Origin of the sequence: Blastococcus xanthinilyticus (assembly GCF_008124835.1) — a bacterium.
GTDB lineage: Bacteria > Actinomycetota > Actinomycetes > Mycobacteriales > Geodermatophilaceae > Blastococcus > Blastococcus xanthinilyticus.
The window spans coordinates 38594-63167 of sequence record NZ_VNHW01000006.1 but is presented as its reverse complement, the minus strand read 5'-3'; the positions used below and the strand labels follow the sequence as shown (position 1 = coordinate 63167).

Here is a 24574-nt window from a genome sequence, read left to right as displayed (position 1 = left end):
CCATGAGCACCGGCCCCTTCCTCTACGACGACGACCCGGCGCCGCTGCACACCGGCGCGCCCCGCCGCAGCGGCAAGCTGATGGTCCTGATCCTCGCCGGCACCGTGCTCGCCGCGGTGCTCTTCGCCGTCCTGCTGCCGGTGGTCAAGGGCTCGCCGGGCGAGCAGGCGACCGAGGTGACCGGGGTCTTCTTCGCCGCGCTCGCCGCCGGCGACACCGAGACCGCCCACCAGCTGCTGTGCGAGGACGAGCGGGAGCAGGTCGCCGAGGAGGAGATGGTGGAGCTCTTCCTGCGCCCGGGCGAGCCGGAGGTGACCGGCGTGACCGACGACGAGACCGCCGGCGCCCGGGTGCAGCAGGTCACCGTGCGCTGGGACGACGGCCAGACCGATCGGTTCGCCGTGATCAACGAGGACGGCCCGCGGGTCTGCGGCCGGGTCTGACCCGCCACGCCGGGTGGTCGCTGTCACCCGCACCAGGGCTCGCGCTCACCGCCGGTCTCCGCCACCATCGACGGACGCCGCCGGGGTGGACGTTTAGGACGTCTGCTCCGCGCGGCACTGTCTGTTGGACGGACGTGCCCGCCAGGGGCTGACGAGCGCGGAGGTGCGGGATGGCCGGCGGAAAGTGGATCTACGACTTCAGCGAGGGCAGCAAGGACCAGAAGGACCTGCTGGGCGGCAAGGGCGCCAACCTGGCGGAGATGACCAACCTGGGGCTGCCGGTGCCGCCCGGGTTCACCATCACCACCGACGCGTGCCGGCACTACCTGGAGCACGGCAGGACGCCGGAGGAGCTCGACGCGCAGGTCACCGAGCACCTGCAGGCGCTGGAGAAGTCGATGGGCAAGACCCTCGGCGACCCGGCAGACCCGCTGCTGGTGTCGGTCCGCTCCGGTGCCGCGGCCTCGATGCCCGGGATGATGGAGACCGTCCTGAACGTCGGGCTCAACGACGACTCGGTGCAGGGCCTGGCCGCCCAGTCCGGCAGCGAGCGCTTCGCCTGGGACTCCTACCGCCGGCTGATCCAGATGTTCGGCAAGACCGTCCTGGGCATCGACGGCGAGCTGTTCGACGAGGCCCTCGACGAGGCCAAGCGGGAGCAGGGCACCGAGTCCGACCTCGACCTGGACGCCGAGCACCTGCGCGACGTCGTCGGCCGGTTCGAGGCGATCGTCCGGGAGCACACCGGCGCGGACTTCCCGCAGGACCCGCGCGAGCAGATGGACATGGCGATCAACGCCGTCTTCGACTCGTGGAACTCCGACCGGGCGATCATCTACCGGCGGCGCGAGCGGATCCCCGGCGACGCCGGCACCGCCGTCAACGTCTGCTCGATGGTCTTCGGCAACCTGGGGGCGGACTCCGGCACCGGGGTGGCGTTCACCCGCGACCCGGGCAGCGGGGCGCAGGGCGTCTACGGCGACTACCTGCAGAACGCTCAGGGCGAGGACGTCGTCGCCGGCATCCGCAACACCGTGCCCCTGGCCGACCTCGAGCGGATCGACGCGGGCGCCTACGACGAGCTGATGGCGACGATGGCCCGGCTGGAGGCGCACTACCGCGACCTGTGCGACATCGAGTTCACCATCGAGCGGAACAAGCTCTGGATGCTGCAGACCCGGGTGGGCAAGCGCACCGCGGGCGCCGCCTTCGTCATCGCCACCCAGCTGGTCGACGAGGGGCTCATCGACATGGACGAGGCGGTCCGCCGGGTCACCGGCGACCAGCTCGGCCAGCTGATGTTCCCGCGGTTCGTCTCCGGCGGGAACGCCACCCAGCTGACCCAGGGGATGAACGCCTCGCCCGGTGCGGCGGTCGGCAAGGCGGTCTTCACCTCCGAGGCCGCCGCCACGTGGGTGCAGCGGGGGGAGAAGGTGGTCCTCGTCCGCCGCGAGACCAACCCCGACGACCTCTCCGGGATGATCGCCGCGGAGGGCGTGCTCACCAGCCGGGGCGGCAAGACCTCGCACGCCGCCGTCGTCGCCCGCGGCATGGGCAAGACCTGCGTCTGCGGGGCCGAGGAGCTCCAGGTCGACACCCGGAACCGGCGGTTCACCGCCCCCGACGGCACGGTGGTCAACGAGGGCGACGTCATCTCCATCGACGGCTCCACCGGCCGGGTGTGGCTGGGCGAGGTACCGGTGGAGCCGTCGTCGGTCGTCCGCTACTTCGAGGGGGAGATCGACCCGGAGTCCGACGACGCCGACGACCTCGTGCGCAGCGTGCACCGGATCCTCACCCACGCCGACGAGTCGCGGCGGCTCGACGTGCGCACCAACGCCGACACCCCCGAGGACGCCGCCCGCGCCCGCCGCTTCGGCGCGCGCGGCATCGGGCTGTGCCGCACCGAGCACATGTTCCTCGGCGACCGGCGGCAGCTGGTGGAGAAGCTGATCCTGGCCGACGGCGACGCGGAACGGCAGGCGGCCCTCGACGCCCTCGAGCCGCTGCAGAAGCAGGACTTCCTGGAGATCTTCGAGGCGATGGACGGGCTGCCGGTGACCGTCCGGCTGCTCGACCCGCCGCTGCACGAGTTCCTGCCCGACCTCACCGAGCTCTCGGTGCGGGTGGCCCTGGCCGAGGAGCGCGGGGAGCCCGACGAGGGCAACCTGCGGCTGCTGGCCGCGGTGCGCGGCATGCACGAGTCCAACCCGATGCTGGGGCTGCGCGGGGTACGGCTGGGCCTCGTCGTCCCGGGCCTGTTCGCCATGCAGGTGCGGGCGATCGCCGAGGCCGCGTGCGAGCGCAAGCGCGCCGGCGGTGATCCGCGGCCGGAGATCATGATCCCGCTGGTCGGCGCCGTGCAGGAGCTGGAGGCGATCCGCGAGGAGTCCGAGCGGGTGCTCGCCGAGGTGTGCGAGGAGTGCGGCATCGACGTCGCGCCGCTGATCGGCACGATGATCGAGGTGCCGCGGGCCGCGCTGACGGCGGGGGAGATCGCCGGGTCGGCGGAGTTCTTCTCCTTCGGCACCAACGACCTCACCCAGATGACGTGGGGCTTCTCCCGCGACGACGTGGAGGCGGCCTTCTTCCACCAGTACCTGGACAAGGGCATCTTCGGCATCTCGCCGTTCGAGTCGCTGGACCGCGAGGGGGTGGGGGAGCTGGTCCGCATCGGCGTGGAGAACGGCCGGCAGGCGCGGCCGGACCTCAAGCTCGGCATCTGCGGCGAGCACGGCGGCGACCCCGACTCGGTGCACTTCTTCCACGAGGTGGGGCTGGACTACGTCTCCTGCTCGCCGTTCCGGGTGCCGGTGGCGCGGCTGGAGGCCGGCCGGGCCGCGCTCGGCGGTGCGCGCGCCGGGTCCTGAGCCGCGAGAGGCCCTCGACCGCCATGCGGTCGAGGGCCTCCGCCGTGGTCAGCCGGTGCAGACCAGCCCGGTGCGCAGCGCCTGCAGGTTGGCCGCCATGAGCTCCGGATAGGTCTCGTCGGCCAGCACCCGCTCGATCGGGTGCAAAACGGCGGTGTCCAGCCCGAGGTCGGCGGCGAGCACCTCGGCCACCGACGAGCCCGCCGCCGTCTCGAAGAAGATCGTGCGGGCCCCCGACTCGCGGACCGCGTCGGCGGCGGCCCGCACCCGGCTGGGCGGCGGCTCGACCTGCGGGTCGAGGCCGGCCACCCCGACCTGCCGCAGCCCGTACCGGTCGGTGAGGTAGCCGAACGCCTCGTGCGTCGCGAGCAGCGTGGCCCCCTGGCAGGGCGCCAGGGCCTCGGCGTACTCCTCGTCGATCCCCGCGAGCGAGTCCGCCAGCCGGTCGGCCGCGGCGGCGTAGTCGGCCGCGGAGTCGGGGTCGAGCGCGGCCAGCTCGTCGGCGACCAGCCGGCCGAGCTCGGCCAGCCGGAGCGGGTCGAGCCAGAAGTGCGGGTCCGCCCCCCGGTCGGCCACGGTGGCGGCGTCCACCAGGTGCTCCGGCGGCTGCTGGTCCAGGACCTGGTCGACGCCCGGCTGCAGCCCGCCGGGCAGGTGGACGACGAGGTCGGCCTCGCCCACGGTCACGACGTCGCGCGGCGCGAGCTCCAGCCCATGGGTGTCACCGCCGGGCGGGACGAGGTTCGTGACCGTCACCTGCTCGCCGCCGACCTCCTCGGCGACGTACTGCAGCGGGTAGGAGGAGACGACGACGTCCAGCGTGCCGTCCGAGGCCCCGGCCGGGCTCCCACCGCAGCCGGAGACCGCGCAGAGGAGCAGCCCGGCGAGGGCTGCCCTCCGCGCGGCACCGGCGCCGGTCACTCGGTGCTCTCGGTGTGCTCGTCGTCCTCGTGCTCGTCGCCCTCGTGCTCGCCGTCCTCGTGCTCGTGGGCGGCGTGCTCCTCGACGTCACCCGAGACACCCGCGAGCTCGTTGGGGGTCACGCCCAGGTCGGCGCTCTTCCAGACCTCGCCGCCCTCGATGTCGACCGCGTGGATCTGCTGGGTGGCCGGGTCGGTCACGTAGGCCATGCCGTCGACGACGACGACGTTGGGGTGCGGGTCCTGCCAGTCGTCGGACTCCTCCCACGCGCCGGTGACGGGGATGGAGCTCGTGATGGTGCCGGTGGCCGGGTCGATCACCTGCAGGGAGCCGTCGTAGGTCAGGACCAGGGCCTCGCCGTTCTCGCCGCGGGCGAAGGAGCGGTACCAGTACGGCGCGGGGAGGTCGACCAGGCGCAGCTCCGCGGTGGTGGTGTCGATCAGCGCCACGGTGCTGGACCGGTCCTCGGCGCTGCGCTCGTAGTCGCCGAGCACGATGGGCGAGGTGTCGGTGCCGAACTGGTTGCCGATGCGCCCGTACGCGTCGGGGCTCTGGATCTTGGTGAGCTCGCCGCCGGTGTAGAGCACGGCGCCGTCCTGGCAGCCGATGACGATCGCCTCGTCGGCGGCCACCGTCTCCCCGTGCACGGCGGGGCAGTCGTCGCGGGCGGCGATCTCCTCGCCGTCGGCGTCGAGGATGCGGACGCCGCTGCGCGCCTCCTCGGTGCCGTCGGAGACCAGCATGGTGCCGTCCTCGAGCTCCACGGCGACGCCGTGGTGGGCCTCGGGGGTGGAGAACTGCCGGAGCTCGACGTCCTCGTCGGCGATGTGCGCGCTGTCGAAGGCGGTGACTTCCCCGGTGCCGTCGTCGAAGAGGACGGTGCGGCCGGCATGGGCGACCACGTGGCCGGGCTTCTCGGCGTCGAACACCACGTCGGTCAGCTCGGGGTCGGCGGTGTAGTAGTGCGAGTGGTCGCCGTGCGGCTCGGCCCAGGCGCCGCCGTCGAGGAGGCGGAAGCCGCCCTGGGTGGACACGAGGAAGTGGCGGCCGTCGCCGGCGGGGTTGAGCCGGTTGAAGCCGTCGAGCGACTCGTCGGCGAGCACCTCGAGGGTGGTGGCGTCCACCACCAGCAGCCCGCCGTCGTAGGTGACGGCCAGGCGGGGCTTGTTGGCTCCCACCTCGGTGGGCTCCTCGGCGGCGGGTGTCGTCGCCGAGGCCGGCGCGGCGGTGCCGCCGGTGTCGGCCGTGCCGCAGCCGGTGGCCAGCGCGAGCGGGAGGGCGGCCGCGAGCGCGGCGGCGCGCAGCGGGGGAGGGGAGAGGAGGCGCACGGGTGCTCCTGGGGTCGGTGGATCGGATCGCCGTCACCCTACTCATAACGATAACCGTTCTCAGCAGTCGGGTGGGCGCATCGGCGGGACGGACCTGCCCCCACCGGGCCTCTCCGCGTCGTCGGCTCCGCGTGGTACCCATGACGGGTGGTGGTTCGGAGTCTGCTGACGCGGGTCGTGGGGGCCGGGGTCCTCGCCGCCGTGCTGCTCGTGGTCTCGACCGCGCTGGCCATCTGGTACACCGCCAGGCAGGACGCGCGACCGCCGTCGGACGCGATCGTGGTGCTCGGGTCGGCGCAGTACAACGGCGTCCCGTCCTCGATCTTCGAGGCGCGGCTCGAGCACGCGCTCGCCCTCTACGAGCAGGGTGTCGCCCCGGTCATCGTCACGGTCGGCGGCAAGGCGGCCGGTGACCAGTTCACCGAGGCCGAGGCCGGGCGCGACTACCTCACCGCGGCCGGGGTGCCGGCCGACGCGCTGCTCCCCGTGCAGGAGGGCGTGGACACCCTGGAGAGCATGCGCGCGGTGGGCGCGGCGTTCCGTGAGCGCGGCTGGGGCAGCGCCGTGCTGGTCACCGACCCGTGGCACGCGATGCGCGCCGAGCGGATGGCCGAGGACGCCGGCATCGACGCGGAGAGCTCGCCCACCCGGCAGGGCCCCGCCGTCCAGACCCGCGCCACCCAGCTCCGCTACATCCTGCGGGAGACTGCTGCGTACCTGCTCTACCGCGTGACCGGTGAGAGCGTCGCCGGCGCACCCGGCATCGGCTGAGGGGAGGGACGACCGTGCTGGAGCTCGGCAAGGCCGGTTCGCACGGCTGCCCGAAGGGCGTCCTGCCCGTCCTGCGGGACGACGAGGTGGTGGCGACGCTGCGTGCCTCCACCTGGAAGGAGGCCGCGACGGTCTCGGTCGGCGGTGTGACGTGGGAGTTCACCCGGCGCAAGCGCGAGCTGACCGGGCGCCGGGCGGGCGACCCGGAGGACGCCGTCCGGCTGCGGGCCCGGCAGGTTTCGGTGTGGAAGGGCACCTGGGCGATCGACCTGGAGGGCACGGCGGTGGAGGTGCGGCCGGCGTCCTGGTGGAAGGGCACCCACCGGTTCCTGGTGCACGGGCGCCCGGCGGCCGAGAGCGGCAGCACCCCGGGCTGGATGCCGCGAGCCACCATCACCCTCGACGGCACGCTGCCGCTGGAGCAGCAGCTCTTCCTGCTGTGGTGGGAGCACGTGATGCGCCGTCGTTCCGCCGCGGCGGCGGCCTGATGGCCGGCCGGGGCCGCATCCGGGCCGCGGACATCGCGCTGGTCCGCGACCGGAGCAAGATCGACGAGATCGTCGGCGAGCACCTGCAGCTCAAGCGCGCCGGTGGCGGCAGTCTCAAGGGGCTGTGCCCGTTCCACGACGAGAAGTCGCCGTCGTTCCAGGTGACGCCGTCGAGAAACCTCTGGCACTGCTTCGGGTGCGGGGCTGGCGGCGATGTCATCTCCTTCATCCAGCAGATCGACCACCTGTCGTTCACCGAGGCCGTCGAGCTGCTGGCCGGGCGGGCGAACATCGAGCTCAAGTACGAGGACGACGGCGGCCGGCCCACCGCGGGGCCGGACCGGGCGTCGGTCGGGCAGCGGGCGCGCCTGGTCGCGGCCAACACCGCGGCGGCGGCCTTCTACGCCGAGCAGCTGGGTTCCCCGGAGGCCGCGCCGGCCCGGCAGTTCCTCGCCGACCGCGCGTTCGACCGGCAGGCCGCGCTGGACTTCGGCTGCGGCTACGCGCCGGGCGGCTGGGACGCCCTCACCCGGCACCTCCGCGCCAAGGGCTTCAGCCAGGCCGAGCTGGTCACCGGCGGGCTGGCCAAGGAGTCCTCGCGCGGCACGCTCATCGACCGGTTCCACCGGCGGCTGGTCTGGCCGATCAAGGACATCACCGGCGACGTCATCGGCTTCGGCGCCCGCAAGCTCATGGACGACGACCCGGGCCCGAAGTACCTGAACACGCCCGAGACCCCGCTCTACAAGAAGAGCACCGTCCTCTACGGCATCGACCGGGCCAAGCGGGACATCGCCAAGCGGCACCAGGCGGTCGTCGTCGAGGGCTACACCGACGTGATGGCCTGCCACCTGGCCGGGGTCACGACGGCGGTGGCCTCCTGCGGCACCGCGTTCGGCGCCGAGCACATCGGCGTGCTGCGCCGGCTGCTCATGGACCAGGACGAGTTCCGCGGGGAGGTCGTCTACACCTTCGACGGTGACGCAGCCGGGCAGGCCGCGGCGATGAAGACCTTCGCGGAGGACCAGCGGTTCGTCGGGCAGACGTTCGTCGCCGTCGAGTCCGAGGGGCGTGATCCGTGCGAGCTGCGCCAGGAGCACGGCGACGCCGCCGTCCGCGACCTCGTCGCCCGGCGCACCCCGCTGATCGCCTTCGTGCTGCGGACGACGCTGGCCGGCTACGACCTCGACACCGTCGAGGGGCGGGTCGCCGCGCTGGAGAAGACCGTGCCGCTGGTCGCCGGGATCAAGGACCATGCGCTGCGGCCGGCCTATGCCCGCGAGCTCGCCGGGATGATCGGCAACCTGGATGAGGCCGAAGTGCTGGAGCGGGTGCGCCGGCTCACCGGCGACGGAGGAGGGGCGCCGTCCCGGGGGCGCCCGCGCGCGCCCAAGCGCACCCCTGACGACGCCGCCGTCGCCGTCGAGCGGGAGGCCGTCAAGGCGGCGCTGCAGGCGCCGGAGTTCGCCGGCCCGCAGTTCGACGCCATCCTGCCGTCGGCCTACACCGATGCCGACTACGCCGCCGTCGCCGCTGCCGTGGTGGCGGCCGGCGGCGCGGGGGGCGCCTCCGTCACCGGCCCGGCCTGGATCGATGAGGTCGCCGCGCACTGCGAGCGGGAGAGCGCCCGGGCGCTGCTCACCGCGCTCGCGGTGGAGCCCATGCGCTCGGTGAGCGGGGTGTCCGACGCCGCCTACGTGAACGCGATCCTGGCGCGGCTGCAGGAGATGGCGACCGTCCGGGAGATCCAGGCGCTGAAGGGCCGGCTGCAGCGGATGAACCCGGTGGAGTCCGGCGAGGAGTACATGAAGGCGTTCAAGAAGCTCATGGACCTCGAGCAGCTGGCGATCTCGCTGCGCAAGCGGGCGATGGGCGGGGCGGCGTGAGCCTGCTCGACAACCTGCGCCGCCGGTTCGCCCGGCCGCCGGAACAGGTCGTGGCCGCGGTCCCCCCGGACGAGGACCCGCTCGCGTGGGGCGCGCTCGCCCGCGACGCCGGCTGGCTGGTTGCCACCACCCGCGGGCTGCGCCGGGTGAGCGGCTCGGGAAGCGACCTGCTGCCGTGGCACGAGGTCGGGCACGCCCGGTGGGCCGCCACCGCCGACGGCGGCGGCACCTTCACCGTGACGCCCTTGACCGAGGTGGAGCCCGGCGTGCAGGCGCGGCTGCCGGAGGTCCGGCACGCCCTCGCCGGCGCCGGTGATCTCCCGGCGGTCGTGCGCCGGCGGGTGGACCAGACGATCGTCACCAGCCGGCGGGTGCCGCTCCCCGGCCGTGGTGGGCTGGTGCTGGTCGCCCGCCGGGTGCCCGGTCAGCCCGTACGTGAGTGGACGGTGGTCTTCGACGACGACGCCGACCGCGAGGACCCGGCCGCCCGCGAGACCGCGCGGCAGAAGCTCAGCGAGGCGCTGGCGGCCGAGAGCCCCGACTGATCAGCGTGGCGGGGCCTCGTTGCCCAGCTGGGCCTTGAGGGTGGAGACGGCGTCGTCGGCCTTGGCCTGCGCCATGCCGGCGATGCTCTGCAGGCGCGGGTCGTCCTTGGCGTGGTCCCAAGCGCGGCGGATCTGCTCGTAGCGCTCCCGGCCGGCGCGCGACCCGAGGACGTAGCCAGCACCGAATCCGGCGAGGAACGACAGCTTGGCCACGGGGAACCTCCAGGGTGGACGGGCGGTGAACGACGGTCACGGTACCTGTGGCGGGGATCGCTGCGCCGCTCGCGAGCCACCTGCGGGAGCCCCCCGAGCGTGGGGTACTCTCGTCGGGCCAGCGGGTCGTACCGCTGATCCCCCGTAGCTCAATTGGCAGAGCATGCGACTGTTAATCGCAGGGTTACTGGTTCAAGTCCAGTCGGGGGAGCAAATCAAGCCCCTGACCAGCGAAGACGCCGGTCAGGGGCTTTTCTGTTGTCTCTGTCAGATGGGTCAGGCACTCTTAAGGCACTCTTTACTTGGTGTCGGAGGTGCCTGGTGGGCCGTCCCCCGCTGCCGCTGGGCACCAGCGGCAAGGTCCTGTTCGCCACGCTGCCCAACGGCCGGGTCAAAGCCCGGGTCAAGTTCCGCGACTACGACGGCAGGGTCCGGCTGGTCTCCAAGGTGGGGCCTTCGCGCGCCGCCGCCGAACGGGCACTGAAAGCTGAGTGCACCAGCCGTCAGGCGCCCGGAGGCGTCGGCGCGCTCACTGCCGCAACACGAATGGCCACGTTGGCCGACGCCTGGATCGAAGCCGACCATGGCTGGTCGACCGGCACGCAGCGCACCTACCGCTCGGTGGTCGGCAAGCAGGTGAAGCCGGCGTTCGGTCAGCTCTGCATCCGCGAAGTGACCTCCGGAGTAGTCAGCCGGGCGCTGGCCGCCATCGCCAAGAGCAGCGGGCCGGGGGCGGCCAAGACAGCGCGGGCGTGCCTTTCCGGGATGTTCGCGATGGCGATCCAGGACGGCGCCGTCGCGGTCAATCCGGTCCGCGACGCCACTGCCAAGCTCAGTACCGGCAAGCGAGCGCCGCGTGCACTGACTACGGCGGAGACCGGACGACTCGTCGAGCTGTTCCGGACCAGCGACCGCGCGGTCGAGATCGACTTGCCGGACATCGTCGACTGGATGCTCGCCACCGGCTGCCGGATCGGCGAGGCGCTGGCTCTGCGGTACGGAACCAACGGCGACGGCAAGCCGATCCTCGATCTCAAGGCTGGGACGTGGGAGGTGAACGCCACCGTCGTTCGCGTTCCCGGTGCCGGGCTGGCGGTCCAGCCGCGGCCGAAGACCACTGCCGGCTGGCGGATCATCGCGCTGCCCGAGTTCGCCGTTCAGATGCTGCAGGACCGGCAGGTGAGTCCCCGCCGGCAGACGGCGGCTGAGGTCGTCTTCACTTCGCAGCTGACAGGTGCCCTGCGGGATCCGTCGAACGTCTCGGGAGACCTCCGCCAGTTGCTCGACTCGTTCGAGTGCGAGACCTGCGGCGGAACGGGCTACCAGCTCGACGAGGACGGCTCCTTCAGGGCCGGGGCAGGCGGGCGACGCATCCGCTGCGAGGAGGGGTCGTGGTCATGGGTCACCTCGCACACCTTCCGGAAGACCGTCGCCACGCGCCTCGACGAGGCCGGCCTCAGTCCACGCCAGGTGGCCGACCAGCTGGGCCACGCCAACCCGTCTATGACGCTCGACGTCTACTTCGGCCGACAGGTCGTCAGCGCCGAGGCGGCGCGGGTGCTGAACCGATGAGCTGCATCGCAGTGGATTGTTGGCACGGCGGCGGGGCGGCGTTCACTCCCGCCGCTCACCCCGCTCGTTCAGCCCGCCCTGCTTCTGCCTGCTCATGGAGCCACGCGGTCACGTCAGCGCGCCGGTAGACCACGCGACGTCCCACACGGAAGCTGTCCGGGCCGGTGCCGAGGTGCCGCCAGTACCTCAGCGTGGAGACGGGCGAGCGCATGATCAGGGCAACCTCGGCCGTGGTCAGCAGGTCATCGGCGTTGTCCATGACGAACCTCTCTGGTCTCGTGACGCCGCCCGGGGGAGGCACTGCATCGCAAGGTAGGGCGAGGTATGGACAGCTCGTCTGCCAGACACCTAAGCGGGAGATCCCAGCCGTGCCGCGGCGGTTCCTGAATTCACCTGGCTCTGATGCCGGCGGTCACGGGGGCAATCTCTCGTTCTCAGACCACGGAGGAGCCTAGGCCGGTGGTGGCCAGCCAGGAGCGCAGCCACATCATCACTGCGTCCCACAGCCCGGTGACCAGTAGCAAGCCCAGAACCAGGAGCAGGACACCGCCCACTCGCATGACCGTTGGGGCGTGGCGACGGGCGAAGGTGGAGAAGGTCAAGGCCCGGCGGGCGCCGAGCGCGACTAGCACGAACGGGATGCCTAGCCCCAGGCAGTACGCGAAGCCGAGCACGGCCCCGCGGGTTGCGGACGCCTGGGTGTAGGCCAGCGAGTTCACCGCCGAGAGGGTCGGGCCCAGGCACGGCGTCCAGCCAAGCCCGAAGACGATGCCCAGCACCGGTGCGCCGGCCAGGCCGGCGGGTGGACGCCGGTGGATGCGCCGCTCACGCTGTAGCCAGGGAAGTGCACCCAGGAAGGCGAGGCCCATGACGATGGTGACCACGCCCATGACGCGAGTGAGCACGGGTGCCCACTCGAGCAGCAGCCGCCCGAGACCGCCGAACAGTGCTCCGAATGACACGAACACGAGGCTGAAGCCGGCGACGAACAGCAGGGCGCCGGCCAGTACCCGGCGCCGGTCCCTGCGTGATGGTGCCGCCGTGGCAGGCTCGGTGGTCACGGCGGTCCCGGTCAACGGTGGCGGCGGAGTGGCCGGTTGCCCGGCCGCCGGCACGGCGGCCGTTGCTCCAGTGAGGCCAGCGACGTAGCCCAGGTAGCCGGGGACCAACGGAAGCACGCACGGCGAGGCGAAGCTGATCAATCCGACCAGGGCGGCCACGGCGATGGCGAGCAGCAGGGAGCCGTCGGTGACGATGTCGGCGAATGTCGCGCCGAGGTCGCTCACGGCTCAGCCCTCGTCCAGTAGCTGGTCGAGGGCCGTGCGCAGGTCGCTTTCGGGGACGACGGCCACGTACACCGCGGCCACTCGGCCGTCGCGGTCGAGCAGGATGGTGGTGGGCACGACGTTGGCGGGGAAGCCGCGGAAGGCCAGCGCCACCTCGCCGCGCGGGTCGAACATCGACGGGTAGGTGGCGCCGACCCGGTCGACGAAGGCCTGCGCGAGGTTCCGCTGGTCCTTGACGTCGACGCCGAGGAACTGCACGCCGTCCTCGGCGACGTCGGTGTACACCGCCTGAAACTCGGGTGTCTCCACCCGGCAGGGCGCGCACCAGGAGCCCCAGAAGTTGAGCACCGTGATGTCGCCGTCCAGTGACTGCGAGTCGAACTCACTGCCATCGAGCAGCTCACCGCTGAACGCCGGTGCTGGTTCACGCGCGTCGGCTGGGATCACTTGGCCCAGGGGAGTGGCCTCGCTGAAGTCGAACTCACCGGCATCCGTGGCGGTGCTGGCGTTCGTCCCCGAGCTACCCGAGCACCCCAGGAGCAGGAGGGCGGCAGCGACAAGGGCGGCCGCCAGCAGGCCGCGGCGGGTGCGGGTGCGGGTGTCAGCCAACGAGGGTGCTCCAGTACAGCCAGAACCGCTGCGTGATGGCGGCGACGATGAGCAGGAACCACGCGGTCAGCAGGACGCTGTGCCGGGCGCGCACCGTTGCAACGGCGGCGTTGACCCCTGCGGATAGCCGCGGCGCCCACGCGGTGAAGTTCCGCAGGGTGACGGCGGTGAACAGCGGGATGGTGACCGCCCAGACGACCGTGCAGTACGGGCACAGCGCCTCGATGCGGTACAGGCTGGCGAACATCAGCCAGTGCACGAACACGACCCCGGCGGTGACGCCGGCCTGGAGCGCGGCCCAGAACCATTCGGCCAGCCTGCCGCCGGCCAGCAGCACCGCGCCAGTGGCGGCGACGACGGGAAAGCCGGCGACACCGAGCAGTGGGTTAGGAAAGCCGAAGGCCTCCGCCTGAGAGCTGGCCATGACGGAGCCGCAGCTGAGCACCGGGTTGAGGCTGCAGGTCGGCACGTAAGACGGGTCGGCCAGCAGGGCGTACTTCTCCACCGCCAGCACGAACGCCGCGACGAAGCCGAGCAGCCCGCCGGTCAGCAGCCACACCGCAAGCCCTCGGCCGGCCCAGCCACGTGCCTCGGTGGCCACCGGCCGGTTGGCGACCGCTGTGTCACTCATCGAGGGCGGCCTCGATCTGCTCGATGAACTCGTCGGTGGTGGTGACCTCGAGCTTCTCGCCGTTGAGGAAGAACGTCGGTGTGCCCTCCACGCCGAGCGCCAGGCCGTCGTCCCGGTCGGCCAGCACCCGCTCGAGGGTGGCGGGGTCGGCCACGTCCTCGTCGTAGGAGGCCAGGTCCAGGCCGAGGTCGGCGGCGAAGCCGCGGAACACGGCGGCTTGGGACTCCTCCCGGTGGCTCCACTGCTCCTGGGTCTCGTACATGCGCTGGTACATCGCCTCGAACTCGCCCTGCTGGGCGGCGGCCTCGACCGCGACGGCGGCGTTCTCCGCGTTCGGGTGGCCGGGCATCGGCATGTACCGGGCCATGAACGTCACTTGGCCGCCGTAGTCCTCGCGCAGCTGCTCGACGAACGGGTACACCGACGCGCACGCCTCGCACTCGAAGTCCAGGAACTCGACCAGCGTCACGTCCCCGGCGCCGGGTTCACCGAGGCGGTGGCTGTCCTCGGCCACCACCTGCACGCCGCCGGCCGCTCCGCCGTCGGCGCTGGAACCGGAATCGGACTGCCCCAGAATGAGGAACGCGGCCACGACGGCGGCGAACGCGGCGACCAGTGCGGCCGACACCTTGAGGTTGGTGGACACAGGGGCTCCCGCTCTTGCCTTCGACGCCAACGTGATACCAACATAACAACGTCCGTTGGGGCGTTGGTCCGAAGGTCGGGTCGAGAACGAAGGGGACCGATGAGCAGCGACACCTGCGATCTGCTGTGCCTGGATCTGCCGCATGCCGAGGCCGTCCGCGCCCAGCTGAGCGGCGAGGAGCAGGTCCGCGCGCGTGCCAACCAGGCGAAGGCCCTGGGTGACCCGACCCGGCTGCGGATCGCCTCGGCGCTCTCCCTCGGGGAGGAGCTGTGCGTGTGTGACCTGGCTTGGATCACCGAGCTGTCGCAGAACCTGGTCTCTCACCACGTGCGCATCCTGCGGACGGCGGACCTTGCCACGTCCCGGCGCAACGGCAAGCTGGTCATGTACCGCCTCACCGAGGCCGGCGCGCGGCTGCTGGCCGCCGTGGCGGGCCCCGCCCAGCCGCTGAACACCGGCCCCGCGACGGCCGAGGCGCTGTCGTGACCGCCCTGCACCCGGCTCAGCTCACCGTCGATCGTCGCGCTCTCCTGGCGCGACGCATCCGGCTGTTCGTGACCTTGACCATCACCTGGAACGTCATCGAGGCCGCGGTCGCGCTCACCGCTGGTGCCCGGGCATCGTCGTCGGCGCTGATCGGTTTCGGCCTGGACTCGGTCATCGAGGTGTCCTCGGCGCTGGCAGTCGCCTGGCAGTTCGCCGGCCGCGACCCCGAGGCGCGGGAGAAGGTGGCGCTGAAGGTCATCGGCGCCTCGTTCTTCGCGCTGGCGGCGTTCGTGACCGTCGACGCGCTCCGCTCCCTGCTTGGCTCCGGGGAAGCCGAGCACTCCAGCGTCGGGCTGGTGCTGGCGGCGCTGAGCCTGGCGGTCATGCCGTTCCTGTCCTACGCCCAGCGCCGCGCCGGCCGCGAGCTCGGCTCGGCGTCGGCGGTGGCGGACTCCAAGCAGACGCTGATCTGCACCTACCTCTCCGCGGTTCTCCTGGTGGGGCTTGCTCTCAACAGTCTGTTCGGCTGGTCGTGGGCCGACCCGATCGCAGCCCTGGTCATCGCGGGACTGGCGCTCAAGGAGGGGCGGGAGGCCTGGCGCGGCGAGAACTGCTGCTCACCGGCCGAGGCGCTGCGCCCCGGCGCCCTGGAATCCACCGACGACGCCTGCGGCTGCAAGCCCGGCTGCGACTGCTGCAACTGAGGACCCATGAAGACATCCGTGCCACGCATTCTCTTCGTCGCCGCGGCCACGGTCCTGGCCTCGCTGCTGCTCGTCCTCAGCGGTGGTACGGCACTGGCGCACACCGGGCTGCAGTCCTCGACGCCGGCGGACGGGGAGACGCTGACCGCCGCTCCGGGCGCGGTCACCCTCACGTTCTCCTCGGCGGTCGCCTCGGAGTTCGCCCAGATCGCTGTCACCGGCCCGGACGGGGAGTCGGTCACCTCCGGGGAGGTCACCATCGACGGTGCGGTGGTGTCCCAGCCGGTCAGTACCCGCGGTGACGGCGCGTACGTCGTGGCCTACCGAGTCGTCTCCGACGACGGTCACCCGGTGTCCGGCCAGCTCACCTTCACCCTCACCGGCACCGGCGGTGCGGCGACGGAGTCGGCGCCGGCTGAGCCGACTCTCGCGAACACGCCCGCACCGACTCCGGACACGGAGACGGCGGTGTCCCCGGCCGCCGACAGCGACACGGACAGCGACGCGGGCAGCAGTTGGGGTCTGTGGGTGCTCCTCGCGGCGGTGGCAGTGGTGCTCGTGGCCGGGACGTGGCTGGCGTTGCGCCGTCGCAGCTCCACCGGTGGCTGAGTCGCAGGTCGACAGCGCGCCGGTGCCGGCGAGGGTGCGCCGAGGCCTTCTCGTGCTCGCCTCGATGTTGGCGGCCATCGTCGTCTGCGGGCTCACGCTGTGGGCCGGCGGCGCCGCCGACGTTGTCTCGGTGCCGGGCATCCCGGCCCCGCCGCCCGTTGTCGCCTGGCTGGTGCCCGCCCTGCGGCTGACCGCCGACGCCGCGGCTGTGGTGACCGTGGGCTGCCTGTTGGGGGCCGTGATTCTGGTGCCCGGTGACACGGTGCTCAGCACGGCCGGCTACCGGTGGGTGCGCCTGGCCGGCTGGGGCGCAGTCACGTGGGCGCTGGCCTCGCTGGCCTCGTTGCCGGTGCTGCTGGCCGACTTCCTCGGCACGGGATTCTCGGCGGTCTCGCTGCGCGGCGTGTGGAGCTTCGTCGAAAGCGTCGAGCAGGGCCGGAACCTGGTCGTGGTCGCCGCCCTCGCCGCCGTCGTGGCTGCCTTCGCCAGGACCGTCCTGCACCCGGCAGGGGCGCGGGTGCTGCTCCTCATCGCGCTGGCGGCGACCATTCCGCCGGCGTTCACCTCTCACTCCGCCGACGACGCCGACCATGACCTGGCCGTCGCCGCCGTCGCACTCCACGTGCTCGGCGTCGTGCTGTGGGCCGGTGGTCTGCTGGCGCTGATGCTCGCCGCCCGGTTCACCGGCCCGGCGCGCGTCACCGCGGTCGAACGGTTCAGTCGCCTCGCCGCACCACTGGCCGTGGTCGTCGCCGGCAGCGGCGTCGTCACCGCGTACACGCGGTTCTCCAGCCCCGGCCAGCTGGTCGACACCGGCTACGGGGCCGTGCTGACGGCGAAAGTCGCGGCCTTCGTGGCACTGCTGGTGCTGGCCGCATGGCACCGCCGGCGGACTCTTACGGCGCTGCGGGCCGAACGGCCGGCAGCGTTCCTGCGGCTGGCCGGCGCCGAGCTGATCCTCTTCGCCGCGACGATCGGGCTCGCCGTGGGGCTGGCTCGCACCCCCACGCCACCGCCCGTGCTGGATGCAGATGCAGCCGTAGCCGAGCAGCTGCTTCCTGCCGCCGGCACGGTGGCGAGGTGACTGCACTGCTGTGCACTGCACTGCACAGCCCGTCCGGGTCAGGGTCTGAGACGACTGTTGACCTGTCGGCTAGCGGCACTATCATCGGGAAATGCCGATGAATGGAGCCGACGCTGTAGCTACGACGACGAACACGAAGACGACCGAGCCGCCGGTCGATGAGGCCGCTGCGCTCTCGACGGCCGCATGCCTGTTCCGCAGCCTCGGTGACCCGATGCGGCTGGCGATCATCCGCCACCTGATGCTCGGCCCGCACCGGGTCGTGGACCTCACCCGGCACCTGGACGGCCCGGCGCAGAGCTCGGTGTCCGCGGCGCTGGCCTGCCTGCGGGACTGCGGTCTGGCCGAGAGCCGGCCGGAGGGCCGGGCGTCGCTGTGGTCGCTGAGCACCCAGCCAGAGCTGCTGGAGCTGCTCGCGTCGGCGGAGAAGCTGCTGGCCGCGACCGGTGACCAGGTGGCGCTCTGCGCCGTGTACGGAACGGGAACCTCGTCGTGACCGTCGCCGCGCTCGTCCTCTACATCGTCGCCCTCGTCGTGCTGTTCGGCGTGCGCTCCTGGATCCAGCTGCGCCGCACCGGGTCCACCGGGTTCGTCGGGATCTCCGGCACTCCGGCCGACGCCGGCTGGTGGGGTGGGGTGCTGTTCGCCGCAGCGATGGTGCTGGGCCTGGCCGGCCCGCTGCTGGCGGTGGCCGACATCGTGACCGTCGACCCGCCGCTGGTGGTGCAGGTGGTCGGCCTGGTGCTGGCGCTGGCAGGGTTCGCCGCGACGCTGGCCGCGCAGACCGGCATGGGTGCCTCGTGGCGCATCGGTGTGGACCCGGGCGAGCGCACCGACCTGGTCACCGGCGGCGTGTTCGCCCACGTCCGCAACCCGATCTTCACCGCCATGGTCGCCGCCCAGGCCGGGGTGGTGCTCATGGTGCCCACCTGGACCAGCGTGCTCGCTCTGGTCGCGCTGGTGGCCGCCGTCCAGCTGCAGGCCCGGGTTGTCGAAGAGCCCTATCTCCGCAGCGTGCACAGCGGGACGTACGCCGCCTACGCCTCACGTGCTGGCCGGTTCGTGCCCGGCATCGGCCGACTCTCCGGCACCCAGGAAGTGCAGCGATGAGCGGCGGTCACGACCACGCGCACGGCCACGGCGGTACGGAGGGCAACCGCCGGCGGCTGGCGATCGTGCTCGCGCTGACCGCTTCGGTGCTGGTCGTACAGGTGGTCGGCGCGCTGCTGTCGGGCTCCCTGGCGCTGCTCGCCGACGCCGCGCACGCCGGCACCGATGCCGCCGGCCTTGTGATCGCGCTGGTCGCGGCCACACTGGCGCTGCGACCGCCGACGGCCCAGCGCACCTGGGGCTACCGGCGCGCCGAGGTGCTCGGCGCCACCCTGCAGGCGGCGGTGCTGCTGGCCGTGGGCGTGCTGGTCGCCGTCGAGGCGGTCGGCCGGCTGCTCGAACCCGAGACAGCAGAGGTGGCGGCCACCCCCGTGCTGGTGTTCGGCGGCATCGGCCTAGCCGCGAACGCGCTCGGCATCTGGGTGCTCACCCGCGGCGGTGCACGCAACGGGAACGTCAACATGCGGGCGGCGCTGCTGGAGGTCGTCAACGATGCACTCGGATCGGTCGCCGTGCTGGTCGCCGCCGCCGTCATCGCAATCACGGGTTGGCAGGCCGCGGACTCGGTCGCCTCGCTGCTGATCGCAGCCATGATCGTGCCGCGCACCATCGGGCTGCTGCGGCGAACGGTGGCGGTGCTCCTGGAAAGCACTCCGCCGGGCCTTGACCTCGAGGCAGTCCGCGCGCATCTGGAAGAGCTGCCCGGGGTCATTGCAGTCCATGACCTGCACGCCTCTCAGATCAGCGACGACCTGCCGGTCCTGACGGCGCACGTGGTCGTCGAGGACGCCTACTTCGTAGACGCGCGAGCACCGCAGCTGCTCGACCAGATGCAGGACTGCCTCGCCGAGCACTTCCCGATCAGCGTCGCGCACTCGACGTTCCAGTTGGAAGCCCGCACTCACGCCGATCCCGAACTCGCCGCGCACCGCTGACCACCGTCCACCGGCCCGCAGAGGCCGGAGGACGGAAGAACCGGCGACCGCCGCATCCGTTTTCGCCGCCGGCGAGCACGCCGAGCCGATCACGGCCCAGCTGACCATCGCGGCCGTCCCTGACGGCGCAGACCGCGGCCCACAGAACCGGAGAGCAGCACGTGGACATCACCACCTGGGTCTTGCAAGCGGTGGGCCTGTTCCTGGCCACCAACATCGACGACATCATCGTGCTGTCGCTGTTTTACGCTCGCGGTGCCGGTCGGCGCGGCACCACGGCGGCGATCCTGGCGGGGCAGTACCTCGGCTTCGGCGCCATCTTGGCCGCCGCGGTCCTCGTCGCGCTCGGCGCCCGCACCTTCCTGCCCGAGGGGGTGATCCCGTACTTCGGGCTGATCCCGCTGGTGCTGGGCCTGCTCGCCGCTTGGCGGGCATGGCGCCACGACGATGATGACGACGACGAAGGCAAGGTCTCTGGCAAGTCGGTGAGTGCGCTGACCGTCGCCGCGGTCACCTTCGCCAACGGCGGGGACAACATCGGCGTCTACGTGCCGGTGTTCGCCACCGTGGGTCCTGCCGGCGTCGTCGCCTACTGCGTCGTCTTCCTGGCCCTGGTCGCCGTGCTGGTCGTCGCCGCCCGGTTCGTCGCCACCCGCAAGACCGTCGCTGAGTTCCTCGAACGGTGGGAGCACGTGCTGTTCCCGCTCGTCCTCATCGGCCTGGGCATCGTCATCCTGGTCGAGGGCGGCGCCTTTGGGCTCTAGCAACGACGCGACACAGGCGCGGACGACGCCTTGCATCCGGAGATGTGGAAGCAGGCTCATTGTCCACAGACCGTCGGAGAAGCGTTCTGTCGTCATTACGTCGGTGCAGCTTTACGTTATGAGCGACACAACTGAGACTGAACAGCGAATCTGCCGATACCCCGGCTGCCGTCGTCCGGCGGCGGAGTCGCAATCCGGGGCAGGGCGACCGCCGGAGTACTGCGACGACAGCGCGCACAATCGGACCGCCGCCTGGCACGCCCGCCGCCGGCTGCGCACGGAGCAGTCCGGGCACGCGGCCGGGATGGAGCAGCGGCCGATAGATGCCGCGCGACAGCGGGCCGGTGAGTTGCACGGTCAGGTCGCCGGCATGATCGAGCACTTGAATCAGCAGCTGAGAGTGTTGCTCGAGGAGCTGCGGACGGTGGCCGATCCGGAGGCCGCCGAGCTACAGATCGAAACTGTGACGAGCGAGGCGGCAGAGCAGGTCGCGACCGCCGCGGCTCGCGCCAGCCGGGCCGAGCAAGCGCGACAGCGCGCCGAGGCCGAGCGAGCGGAGGCTGACTCCGCTGCTGAGGAGGCCTCTGCGCTGAGCGAGTATCTCCGTACGGGGCTCGAAGAGGCTCGCCAGCAGCTAACGGAGGCCGAGACCGAGCGAGACAGACTGAACGCTGAGCTGGCCGACGCCCTCGCGGCCGTCGATGCAGAGCGAAAGCAGTCCGATGCGAAGTCGGCCGATGTGGCCGAGAAGCTGACCGTCGCCGAGGCGCGGCTGGTCGAGGCACATGGTGACCGCGACGCTGCGATCCGACGAGCGGAAGCCGCGTTGGTCGCGCAGTCGGAGGCCGAAGAACGTTCCCGGAACGCTGTCGAGCGGGCCGACGCCGAGGCGGCGCGCGCCACCCGAGCCGAGGATGCGGCCGTGTCTGCACGCCGGGAGCTGGCACAGGCTGAACAGCAACGGGCGGATCTGCGCGACCAAGTCAGCGAGCTGCGCCAGGAGTTGGCGGCGATGGCCGCTCAGCGTGGTGCCGCCGTACACGACGCCGAACGCGAGGAGGCCCACGGCCACCAGCGAGTCGACGACCTGCGTGCTCGGCACGAAGAGGAGAACCGCCGACAGTGCGACGAGCTCGCCGAGTTGCGCGGAGAGCTCAACACGGCGCGCGACGAAACCCGCGAGCTGCGCAGCAGAGCCGACCGAGCCGAAGCCCGACTCGACAACGCCTTGACCACCAAGGCGCGGCGCCCCCAGTCACCCGCGGGACGCGCACGGCGTCGAGGCGAGATCACGGCCACAGGAACCAAAGAGACCCGAGACTGACACCGGAGCAGCGTGGCCGAGCTCGGTCCTTGGCCGCTGCGTCCTGTTGGAATCGGCGATGCGATCGCCCCGTGAGGACCGGCGCCCTGCCGCCGTGCCAAAGATGTGGGGGGAACCCGTCGCCCACGGTTTCCGATCGGCGTCACCGTCAGAGGGTGGCCGCAAGCAGGAAGCCAACCGCGAGGGCAGGACCGTAGGGAAAGGTGCTCTGGCGGTCCCCACCACGCATCAGCGTGATTACGGCCTGCGTCACGGTGATCACGGTGAATGCGATGAACGCCAACAACAAGCCGCGATGCGTGGCGTGTCCGAGACCCAGACCGCCGAGTGCAGCCAGTCGGACGTCACCGAATCCCGCTCCCGCGAACCGCCAGCACAACAGCAGGACGGCGCCCGCCGCTGCAGCAGCGACTCCGCTGAGCAGCAGGCCGCGCCAGCCACCGTCCACAACGAGACCGACGGTCAGCAGCACGCCGGTACCGACGGCGGCCTGCCGGACGAGCGGTGTCGGGATGCGTTGGGTGACCGCATCGCAGGAGGCCGCGGCGACCAGGGCGCATCCCCAGACCATCAGGGCGGGCACGAGCCACCACGTCCCCGCCCGGTGAGACGTCACGATCGCTGCGGCTCCCGCCCCACCGCCGGCGACGGCGCTGGCTAGCGCCAGGCCCGGGCGGGCAGCGTCGAGCCGCGCGAGCTGCGCAAGCCCACGAGAAGTAAGCCAGGGGGTGGTTGCGGCGCCGATCAACGCTGCCGCCGCTGACGCCGCCATCCACGTGCCGTTCATCCGCTGGCGGCCACCCTCGAGCTCCAGGGGTCTGTTTGCCCCTCGCTGCGCAGCCCTGTGGATATCTGCGCCATCCCAGCTTCCGGTGCGGGAGCGTGTCAGGACCACGCGATACACCCAGACGCGGAGGACGAGTGACGGACTCAGGGACAACCTGTCACCCGAAAGGGTGGGAACGAGACGACGGTCACACGTCCGCTCGGCCGGGAGGGCAACCTCGGTCGACGGACGGTGACGTGCTGGGAGGTGAACAGGCGTGACGGTGATACGGACGGTGGCGGGGGCAGCCGCGGTGCTCCTGGCGCTGACGGCCTCGGGTTGTTCGTCGTCGTCCGACCCCGGCTCGTCGAGTCCGCCGATGTCTGGGACAGCGCCTTCTCAGACGCCGAGCCCCTCACCGCCCACTCCGGGCCCCGTCGAGGAAGCGCAGGCACTGGCGATCGCGCTCGTTCCGGACTACCTGGAGACCATCGACGACCTGTACCTCGACCCGTCGCTCCCGCTCGACGGGATCCACCAGGTCGCTGTGGCTCCGGAAGCCACAGCCCAGGCCACGGCGATCGGCAAGTTCCGGTCTCAGGGCTACCGGCAGGCCGGCCGGTCGCAACTGGTGACCGCGTCTGCCGCCAGCACTGACCTCTCGAACAGGCCCGCCGCTTCGCCGTCACCCGTATTGCCGACCGTCGTCGTCACCGCCTGCGTTGACGTGGGCGAGGTGGACGCGATCGATGCCTCCGGGTCGTCCATCGTGCCGCCCGGTCGTCCGAGATACCTCATCCAGCAACTCACCGTGGTGAACCCGAACTATCCGGACACGTCGTCGTGGCGGGTCAGCGAGGCACCGAACCGGCAGGCGCAGTCATGCGACGAGTAGCCCTCGGCCTGGCGGGTGCGCTGCTGTGCGTCTGCGCTTCGCTGGTCCTTCCACCGACTGCTGTCGCTGACCCGGCGACCTGCCAGCAGTACGACTCGCACGGCATCTGCGTGGTCGAAGTCGAGACGGGCGAGGGTGACGGCGGGACGGCGGCCCCAACGAGCGCAACAACTCCCGCCGCCGGTGGCGGTACCTCGCCGGCTGTCTGCACTGTCAGCCCCTCCGGCACCGTCATTCCCTGCCAGGACGGCCAGGCATGGTGGGCACAGGACATGCAGTGCTACGTGGAGGCGATGGCCCACCAGCCTCCGAAGGACTCGCCCATCTGGGGCGGTCGCACGGATGGCGCCATCTACAGCTGTCTTTCCTACACCGGCGGTGGGGCGTTCCCCGGTACCAACGGCTTCAGCTTCTGGTCGGCGACCCCGCCAGCGGCTCCGCCCGCGATCGATCCAGCGCAGCTCGCGCAACAGGCGCTCAGCACACTCACTGTGCCGTCACCGACAACGGGCCGATATCCGGCCGGGACGCTGCAGGACGGGCAGCCGTTCACGGTCGTCAACGCCTACACCTGGTTCTGGACCGCCCCCGAATCCTTCCGAGCGCTGACCGCGCGTGCCGACGCTGGAGGCGTGTGGGCGGAAGTGAGCGTGACCCCGACGTCGCTGTCGTTCACGCCGGGCGATGGGGCTGCCGCGGTGTCGTGTCCCGGTCCTGGCGTGGCCTGGCGGCCGGGCAACGGGGTGTGGACCCCGTCGCCGGCGGGCTGCGACTACCGGTACCCGCACTCATCGATCCACCAGCCCGATGGGCGGGTGACGGCGACGTACGGAATCCAGTGGTCGGTCACCTGGACCTCGTCGACCGGGGCCACCGGCACGCTGCCGGGTCTGACGACGACCTCGAACGCGACGTTCGCGGTGGCGGAGGTGCAGTCGGTGGTGATCAGGTGACGACGCGGGTCGACGGGATGGTGTCGCCGGCGGCCGGGCGCTATCCGGCTCCGGCGCCCGAGGCCGCGCCGCCGCCGGCTCCTCCGCTGCGTAGCGCCGCGGCAAGGAGACGTACCAGCCGCAAGTCGCTGGTTCTGAGCGTGCTGCTCGTGCTGCTCGGGGGGCTGCTGGCTCTCGCCGCCGGCCAGATGCTGACCGCGCACACGGAGGTGCTGGCGGTCGCCCGAGACGTGCCGCTTGGCTCGACGATCACCACGGAGGATCTGGCGGTTGCGAACGTGACGTCGGATCCCAACCTGTCACCGATCCCAGCGTCGCAGCGGTCCCAGATCGTCGGGATGGTCGCCCAGGTCCCACTGACCCGGGGAGAGCTGCTGACCGGCGCGCAGGTCGGCCCGGACAGCGGATTCGCGGCGGGGGAGATGTTGGTAGCCCTGCCATTGAAGGAAGGGCAGTTTCCGGCCCGCGGGCTGAGCCCAGGCCAGCGGGTACTGATCGTGGCGACGCCCGGCAGCACCGGCTCGACCATCGGCAGCGGTACCCCGACGGACGAGCCCAGAGGCGATCGCGATCAGCAGATCGACGCGACGGTCGCCGAGGTCGGTCCGCTGAACCAGGCCACACAAGTGACGGTGGTCGACGTGCGAGTCAGCGCGGACGACGGCGTGCAGGTGGCCGAACTGGCATCGACCGGCAACCTGGCGTTGATCCTGCTGCCGGCGGGGCGGTGAACCG

At 71.8% G+C, this 24574-nt stretch carries 28 protein-coding genes and 1 tRNA gene; 20 read left to right on the top strand and 9 right to left on the bottom strand.

Annotated elements, in window-relative coordinates; all coding sequences use genetic code 11:
- Positions 1 to 2: 2 nt before the first annotated feature.
- Together BD833_RS10750 and ppdK are read left to right on the top strand one after the other, a co-directional pair.
- Positions 3 to 443: a nuclear transport factor 2 family protein gene (locus tag BD833_RS10750; RefSeq protein ID WP_166533145.1), complete on the top strand. Its 441-nt coding sequence runs from the start codon at positions 3 to 5 to the stop codon at positions 441 to 443.
- Positions 444 to 613: 170 nt separating this feature from the next.
- Positions 614 to 3313 (top strand): pyruvate, phosphate dikinase, encoded by a 2700-nt coding sequence (gene ppdK, locus BD833_RS10745; RefSeq protein WP_166533144.1) that lies wholly within the window; start codon positions 614 to 616, stop codon positions 3311 to 3313.
- Positions 3314 to 3361: 48 nt separating this feature from the next.
- On the opposite strand, the gene BD833_RS10740 is transcribed toward ppdK, so the two are convergent.
- Both BD833_RS10740 and aztD read right to left on the bottom strand, forming a co-directional pair.
- On the bottom strand, positions 3362 to 4234 hold the full coding sequence (locus tag BD833_RS10740) for a metal ABC transporter substrate-binding protein (RefSeq protein ID WP_166533143.1): 873 nt from the start codon (positions 4232 to 4234) through the stop codon (positions 3362 to 3364).
- The gene (gene aztD, locus BD833_RS10735; RefSeq protein ID WP_208092580.1) at positions 4231 to 5562 is read right to left on the bottom strand and encodes a zinc metallochaperone AztD; all 1332 of its coding nucleotides are present in this window, start codon (positions 5560 to 5562) and stop codon (positions 4231 to 4233) included. The genes BD833_RS10740 and aztD overlap by 4 nt, the downstream gene beginning before the upstream one ends.
- A gap of 147 nt (positions 5563 to 5709) precedes the next feature.
- Between aztD and BD833_RS10730 the strand changes: the two genes are divergently transcribed.
- The 4 genes from BD833_RS10730 to BD833_RS10715 are packed head-to-tail and all read left to right on the top strand — an operon-like array spanning position 5710 to position 9252.
- Complete coding sequence (locus BD833_RS10730) at positions 5710 to 6333, top strand: YdcF family protein (protein ID WP_166533142.1); 624 nt, start codon at positions 5710 to 5712, stop codon at positions 6331 to 6333.
- A 14-nt stretch (positions 6334 to 6347) separates the two neighbouring features.
- The gene (locus BD833_RS10725; RefSeq protein ID WP_166533141.1) at positions 6348 to 6821 is read left to right on the top strand and encodes a hypothetical protein; all 474 of its coding nucleotides are present in this window, start codon (positions 6348 to 6350) and stop codon (positions 6819 to 6821) included.
- Positions 6776 to 8707 carry a DNA primase gene (gene dnaG / locus BD833_RS10720; protein ID WP_243737585.1) on the top strand — a complete coding sequence of 644 codons (1932 nt, stop codon included), beginning with the start codon at positions 6776 to 6778 and terminating at the stop codon, positions 8705 to 8707. Before BD833_RS10725 ends, dnaG begins: the two co-directional genes overlap by 46 nt.
- The gene (locus BD833_RS10715) at positions 8704 to 9252 is read left to right on the top strand and encodes a hypothetical protein (protein WP_166533140.1); all 549 of its coding nucleotides are present in this window, start codon (positions 8704 to 8706) and stop codon (positions 9250 to 9252) included. Before dnaG ends, BD833_RS10715 begins: the two co-directional genes overlap by 4 nt.
- Here the strand turns inward: BD833_RS10715 and BD833_RS10710 are convergent, their stop codons facing one another.
- Positions 9253 to 9465 (bottom strand): hypothetical protein, encoded by a 213-nt coding sequence (locus BD833_RS10710; RefSeq protein WP_166533139.1) that lies wholly within the window; start codon positions 9463 to 9465, stop codon positions 9253 to 9255.
- A gap of 138 nt (positions 9466 to 9603) precedes the next feature.
- On the opposite strand from BD833_RS10710, the gene BD833_RS10705 reads away from it, so the two are divergent.
- A tRNA-Asn gene (locus BD833_RS10705) sits at positions 9604 to 9676 on the top strand.
- A 110-nt stretch (positions 9677 to 9786) separates the two neighbouring features.
- Positions 9787 to 11037 (top strand): site-specific integrase, encoded by a 1251-nt coding sequence (locus BD833_RS10700; RefSeq protein ID WP_166533138.1) that lies wholly within the window; start codon positions 9787 to 9789, stop codon positions 11035 to 11037.
- Between the two features lie 55 nt (positions 11038 to 11092).
- Here BD833_RS10700 and BD833_RS10695 read toward each other — a convergent pair whose 3' ends face one another.
- The 5 genes from BD833_RS10695 to BD833_RS10675 all read right to left on the bottom strand — a co-directional run bounded on the left by BD833_RS10695 (position 11093) and on the right by BD833_RS10675 (position 14209).
- Positions 11093 to 11296 (bottom strand): helix-turn-helix domain-containing protein, encoded by a 204-nt coding sequence (locus tag BD833_RS10695; protein ID WP_166533137.1) that lies wholly within the window; start codon positions 11294 to 11296, stop codon positions 11093 to 11095.
- Between the two features lie 175 nt (positions 11297 to 11471).
- Complete coding sequence (locus BD833_RS10690; protein ID WP_166533136.1) at positions 11472 to 12323, bottom strand: cytochrome c biogenesis CcdA family protein; 852 nt, start codon at positions 12321 to 12323, stop codon at positions 11472 to 11474.
- Between the two features lie 3 nt (positions 12324 to 12326).
- Positions 12327 to 12932 (bottom strand): TlpA family protein disulfide reductase, encoded by a 606-nt coding sequence (locus BD833_RS10685; protein WP_243737584.1) that lies wholly within the window; start codon positions 12930 to 12932, stop codon positions 12327 to 12329.
- A complete protein-coding gene (locus BD833_RS10680; RefSeq protein ID WP_166533135.1) occupies positions 12925 to 13563 on the bottom strand; it encodes a vitamin K epoxide reductase family protein in 639 nt (212 codons plus the stop codon). Before BD833_RS10680 ends, BD833_RS10685 begins: the two co-directional genes overlap by 8 nt.
- A complete protein-coding gene (locus BD833_RS10675; protein ID WP_166533134.1) occupies positions 13556 to 14209 on the bottom strand; it encodes a DsbA family protein in 654 nt (217 codons plus the stop codon). Before BD833_RS10675 ends, BD833_RS10680 begins: the two co-directional genes overlap by 8 nt.
- A gap of 99 nt (positions 14210 to 14308) precedes the next feature.
- Here BD833_RS10675 and BD833_RS10670 point away from each other — a divergent pair, with 99 nt between their 5' ends.
- The 9 genes from BD833_RS10670 to BD833_RS10630 all read left to right on the top strand — a co-directional run bounded on the left by BD833_RS10670 (position 14309) and on the right by BD833_RS10630 (position 21225).
- Complete coding sequence (locus BD833_RS10670; RefSeq protein WP_166533133.1) at positions 14309 to 14695, top strand: ArsR/SmtB family transcription factor; 387 nt, start codon at positions 14309 to 14311, stop codon at positions 14693 to 14695.
- Entirely contained in the window at positions 14692 to 15399 is a 708-nt protein-coding gene (locus BD833_RS10665; RefSeq protein WP_166533132.1) for a cation diffusion facilitator family transporter, read from the top strand. The genes BD833_RS10670 and BD833_RS10665 overlap by 4 nt, the downstream gene beginning before the upstream one ends.
- A gap of 18 nt (positions 15400 to 15417) precedes the next feature.
- The gene (locus BD833_RS10660) at positions 15418 to 16008 is read left to right on the top strand and encodes a copper resistance CopC family protein (RefSeq protein ID WP_166533131.1); all 591 of its coding nucleotides are present in this window, start codon (positions 15418 to 15420) and stop codon (positions 16006 to 16008) included.
- Positions 16001 to 17092: a copper resistance D family protein gene (locus BD833_RS10655; RefSeq protein WP_166533130.1), complete on the top strand. Its 1092-nt coding sequence runs from the start codon at positions 16001 to 16003 to the stop codon at positions 17090 to 17092. The genes BD833_RS10660 and BD833_RS10655 overlap by 8 nt, the downstream gene beginning before the upstream one ends.
- A gap of 91 nt (positions 17093 to 17183) precedes the next feature.
- Positions 17184 to 17588 (top strand): ArsR/SmtB family transcription factor, encoded by a 405-nt coding sequence (locus tag BD833_RS10650; RefSeq protein ID WP_166533129.1) that lies wholly within the window; start codon positions 17184 to 17186, stop codon positions 17586 to 17588.
- Positions 17585 to 18202: a methyltransferase family protein gene (locus BD833_RS10645; RefSeq protein WP_166533128.1), complete on the top strand. Its 618-nt coding sequence runs from the start codon at positions 17585 to 17587 to the stop codon at positions 18200 to 18202. The genes BD833_RS10650 and BD833_RS10645 overlap by 4 nt, the downstream gene beginning before the upstream one ends.
- Positions 18199 to 19137: a cation diffusion facilitator family transporter gene (locus BD833_RS10640; protein ID WP_166533127.1), complete on the top strand. Its 939-nt coding sequence runs from the start codon at positions 18199 to 18201 to the stop codon at positions 19135 to 19137. The genes BD833_RS10645 and BD833_RS10640 overlap by 4 nt, the downstream gene beginning before the upstream one ends.
- A gap of 161 nt (positions 19138 to 19298) precedes the next feature.
- Positions 19299 to 19901, top strand: coding sequence for a cadmium resistance transporter (locus tag BD833_RS10635; protein WP_208092579.1), 603 nt, complete (start codon positions 19299 to 19301; stop codon positions 19899 to 19901).
- 370 nt (positions 19902 to 20271) lie between these two features.
- Positions 20272 to 21225, top strand: a complete 954-nt coding sequence (locus tag BD833_RS10630; protein ID WP_166533126.1) for a coiled-coil domain-containing protein — start codon at positions 20272 to 20274, stop codon at positions 21223 to 21225.
- A gap of 148 nt (positions 21226 to 21373) precedes the next feature.
- On the opposite strand, the gene BD833_RS10625 is transcribed toward BD833_RS10630, so the two are convergent.
- On the bottom strand, positions 21374 to 22012 hold the full coding sequence (locus BD833_RS10625; protein ID WP_243737583.1) for a peptidase: 639 nt from the start codon (positions 22010 to 22012) through the stop codon (positions 21374 to 21376).
- A 256-nt stretch (positions 22013 to 22268) separates the two neighbouring features.
- Here BD833_RS10625 and BD833_RS10620 point away from each other — a divergent pair, with 256 nt between their 5' ends.
- The 3 genes from BD833_RS10620 (at position 22269) to BD833_RS10610 (ending at position 24570) form a co-directional block, all read left to right on the top strand.
- The gene (locus BD833_RS10620) at positions 22269 to 22886 is read left to right on the top strand and encodes a hypothetical protein (RefSeq protein WP_243737582.1); all 618 of its coding nucleotides are present in this window, start codon (positions 22269 to 22271) and stop codon (positions 22884 to 22886) included.
- Positions 22887 to 22996: 110 nt separating this feature from the next.
- Positions 22997 to 23839, top strand: a complete 843-nt coding sequence (locus tag BD833_RS10615; protein ID WP_243737581.1) for a hypothetical protein — start codon at positions 22997 to 22999, stop codon at positions 23837 to 23839.
- On the top strand, positions 23836 to 24570 hold the full coding sequence (locus BD833_RS10610; protein ID WP_166533124.1) for an SAF domain-containing protein: 735 nt from the start codon (positions 23836 to 23838) through the stop codon (positions 24568 to 24570). The genes BD833_RS10615 and BD833_RS10610 overlap by 4 nt, the downstream gene beginning before the upstream one ends.
- Positions 24571 to 24574 lie beyond the last annotated feature (4 nt).

Coding starts and splice junctions, on each gene's coding strand:
- BD833_RS10750 (WP_166533145.1), top strand. CDS start 3: ATGAGCACCGGCCCCTTCCTCTACGACGACGACCCGGCGCCGCTGCAC.
- ppdK (WP_166533144.1), top strand. CDS start 614: ATGGCCGGCGGAAAGTGGATCTACGACTTCAGCGAGGGCAGCAAGGAC.
- BD833_RS10695 (WP_166533137.1), bottom strand. CDS start 11,296: ATGGACAACGCCGATGACCTGCTGACCACGGCCGAGGTTGCCCTGATC.
- BD833_RS10680 (WP_166533135.1), bottom strand. CDS start 13,563: ATGAGTGACACAGCGGTCGCCAACCGGCCGGTGGCCACCGAGGCACGT.
- BD833_RS10670 (WP_166533133.1), top strand. CDS start 14,309: ATGAGCAGCGACACCTGCGATCTGCTGTGCCTGGATCTGCCGCATGCC.
- BD833_RS10650 (WP_166533129.1), top strand. CDS start 17,184: ATGCCGATGAATGGAGCCGACGCTGTAGCTACGACGACGAACACGAAG.
- BD833_RS10640 (WP_166533127.1), top strand. CDS start 18,199: ATGAGCGGCGGTCACGACCACGCGCACGGCCACGGCGGTACGGAGGGC.
- BD833_RS10630 (WP_166533126.1), top strand. CDS start 20,272: ATGATCGAGCACTTGAATCAGCAGCTGAGAGTGTTGCTCGAGGAGCTG.
- BD833_RS10625 (WP_243737583.1), bottom strand. CDS start 22,012: ATGAACGGCACGTGGATGGCGGCGTCAGCGGCGGCAGCGTTGATCGGC.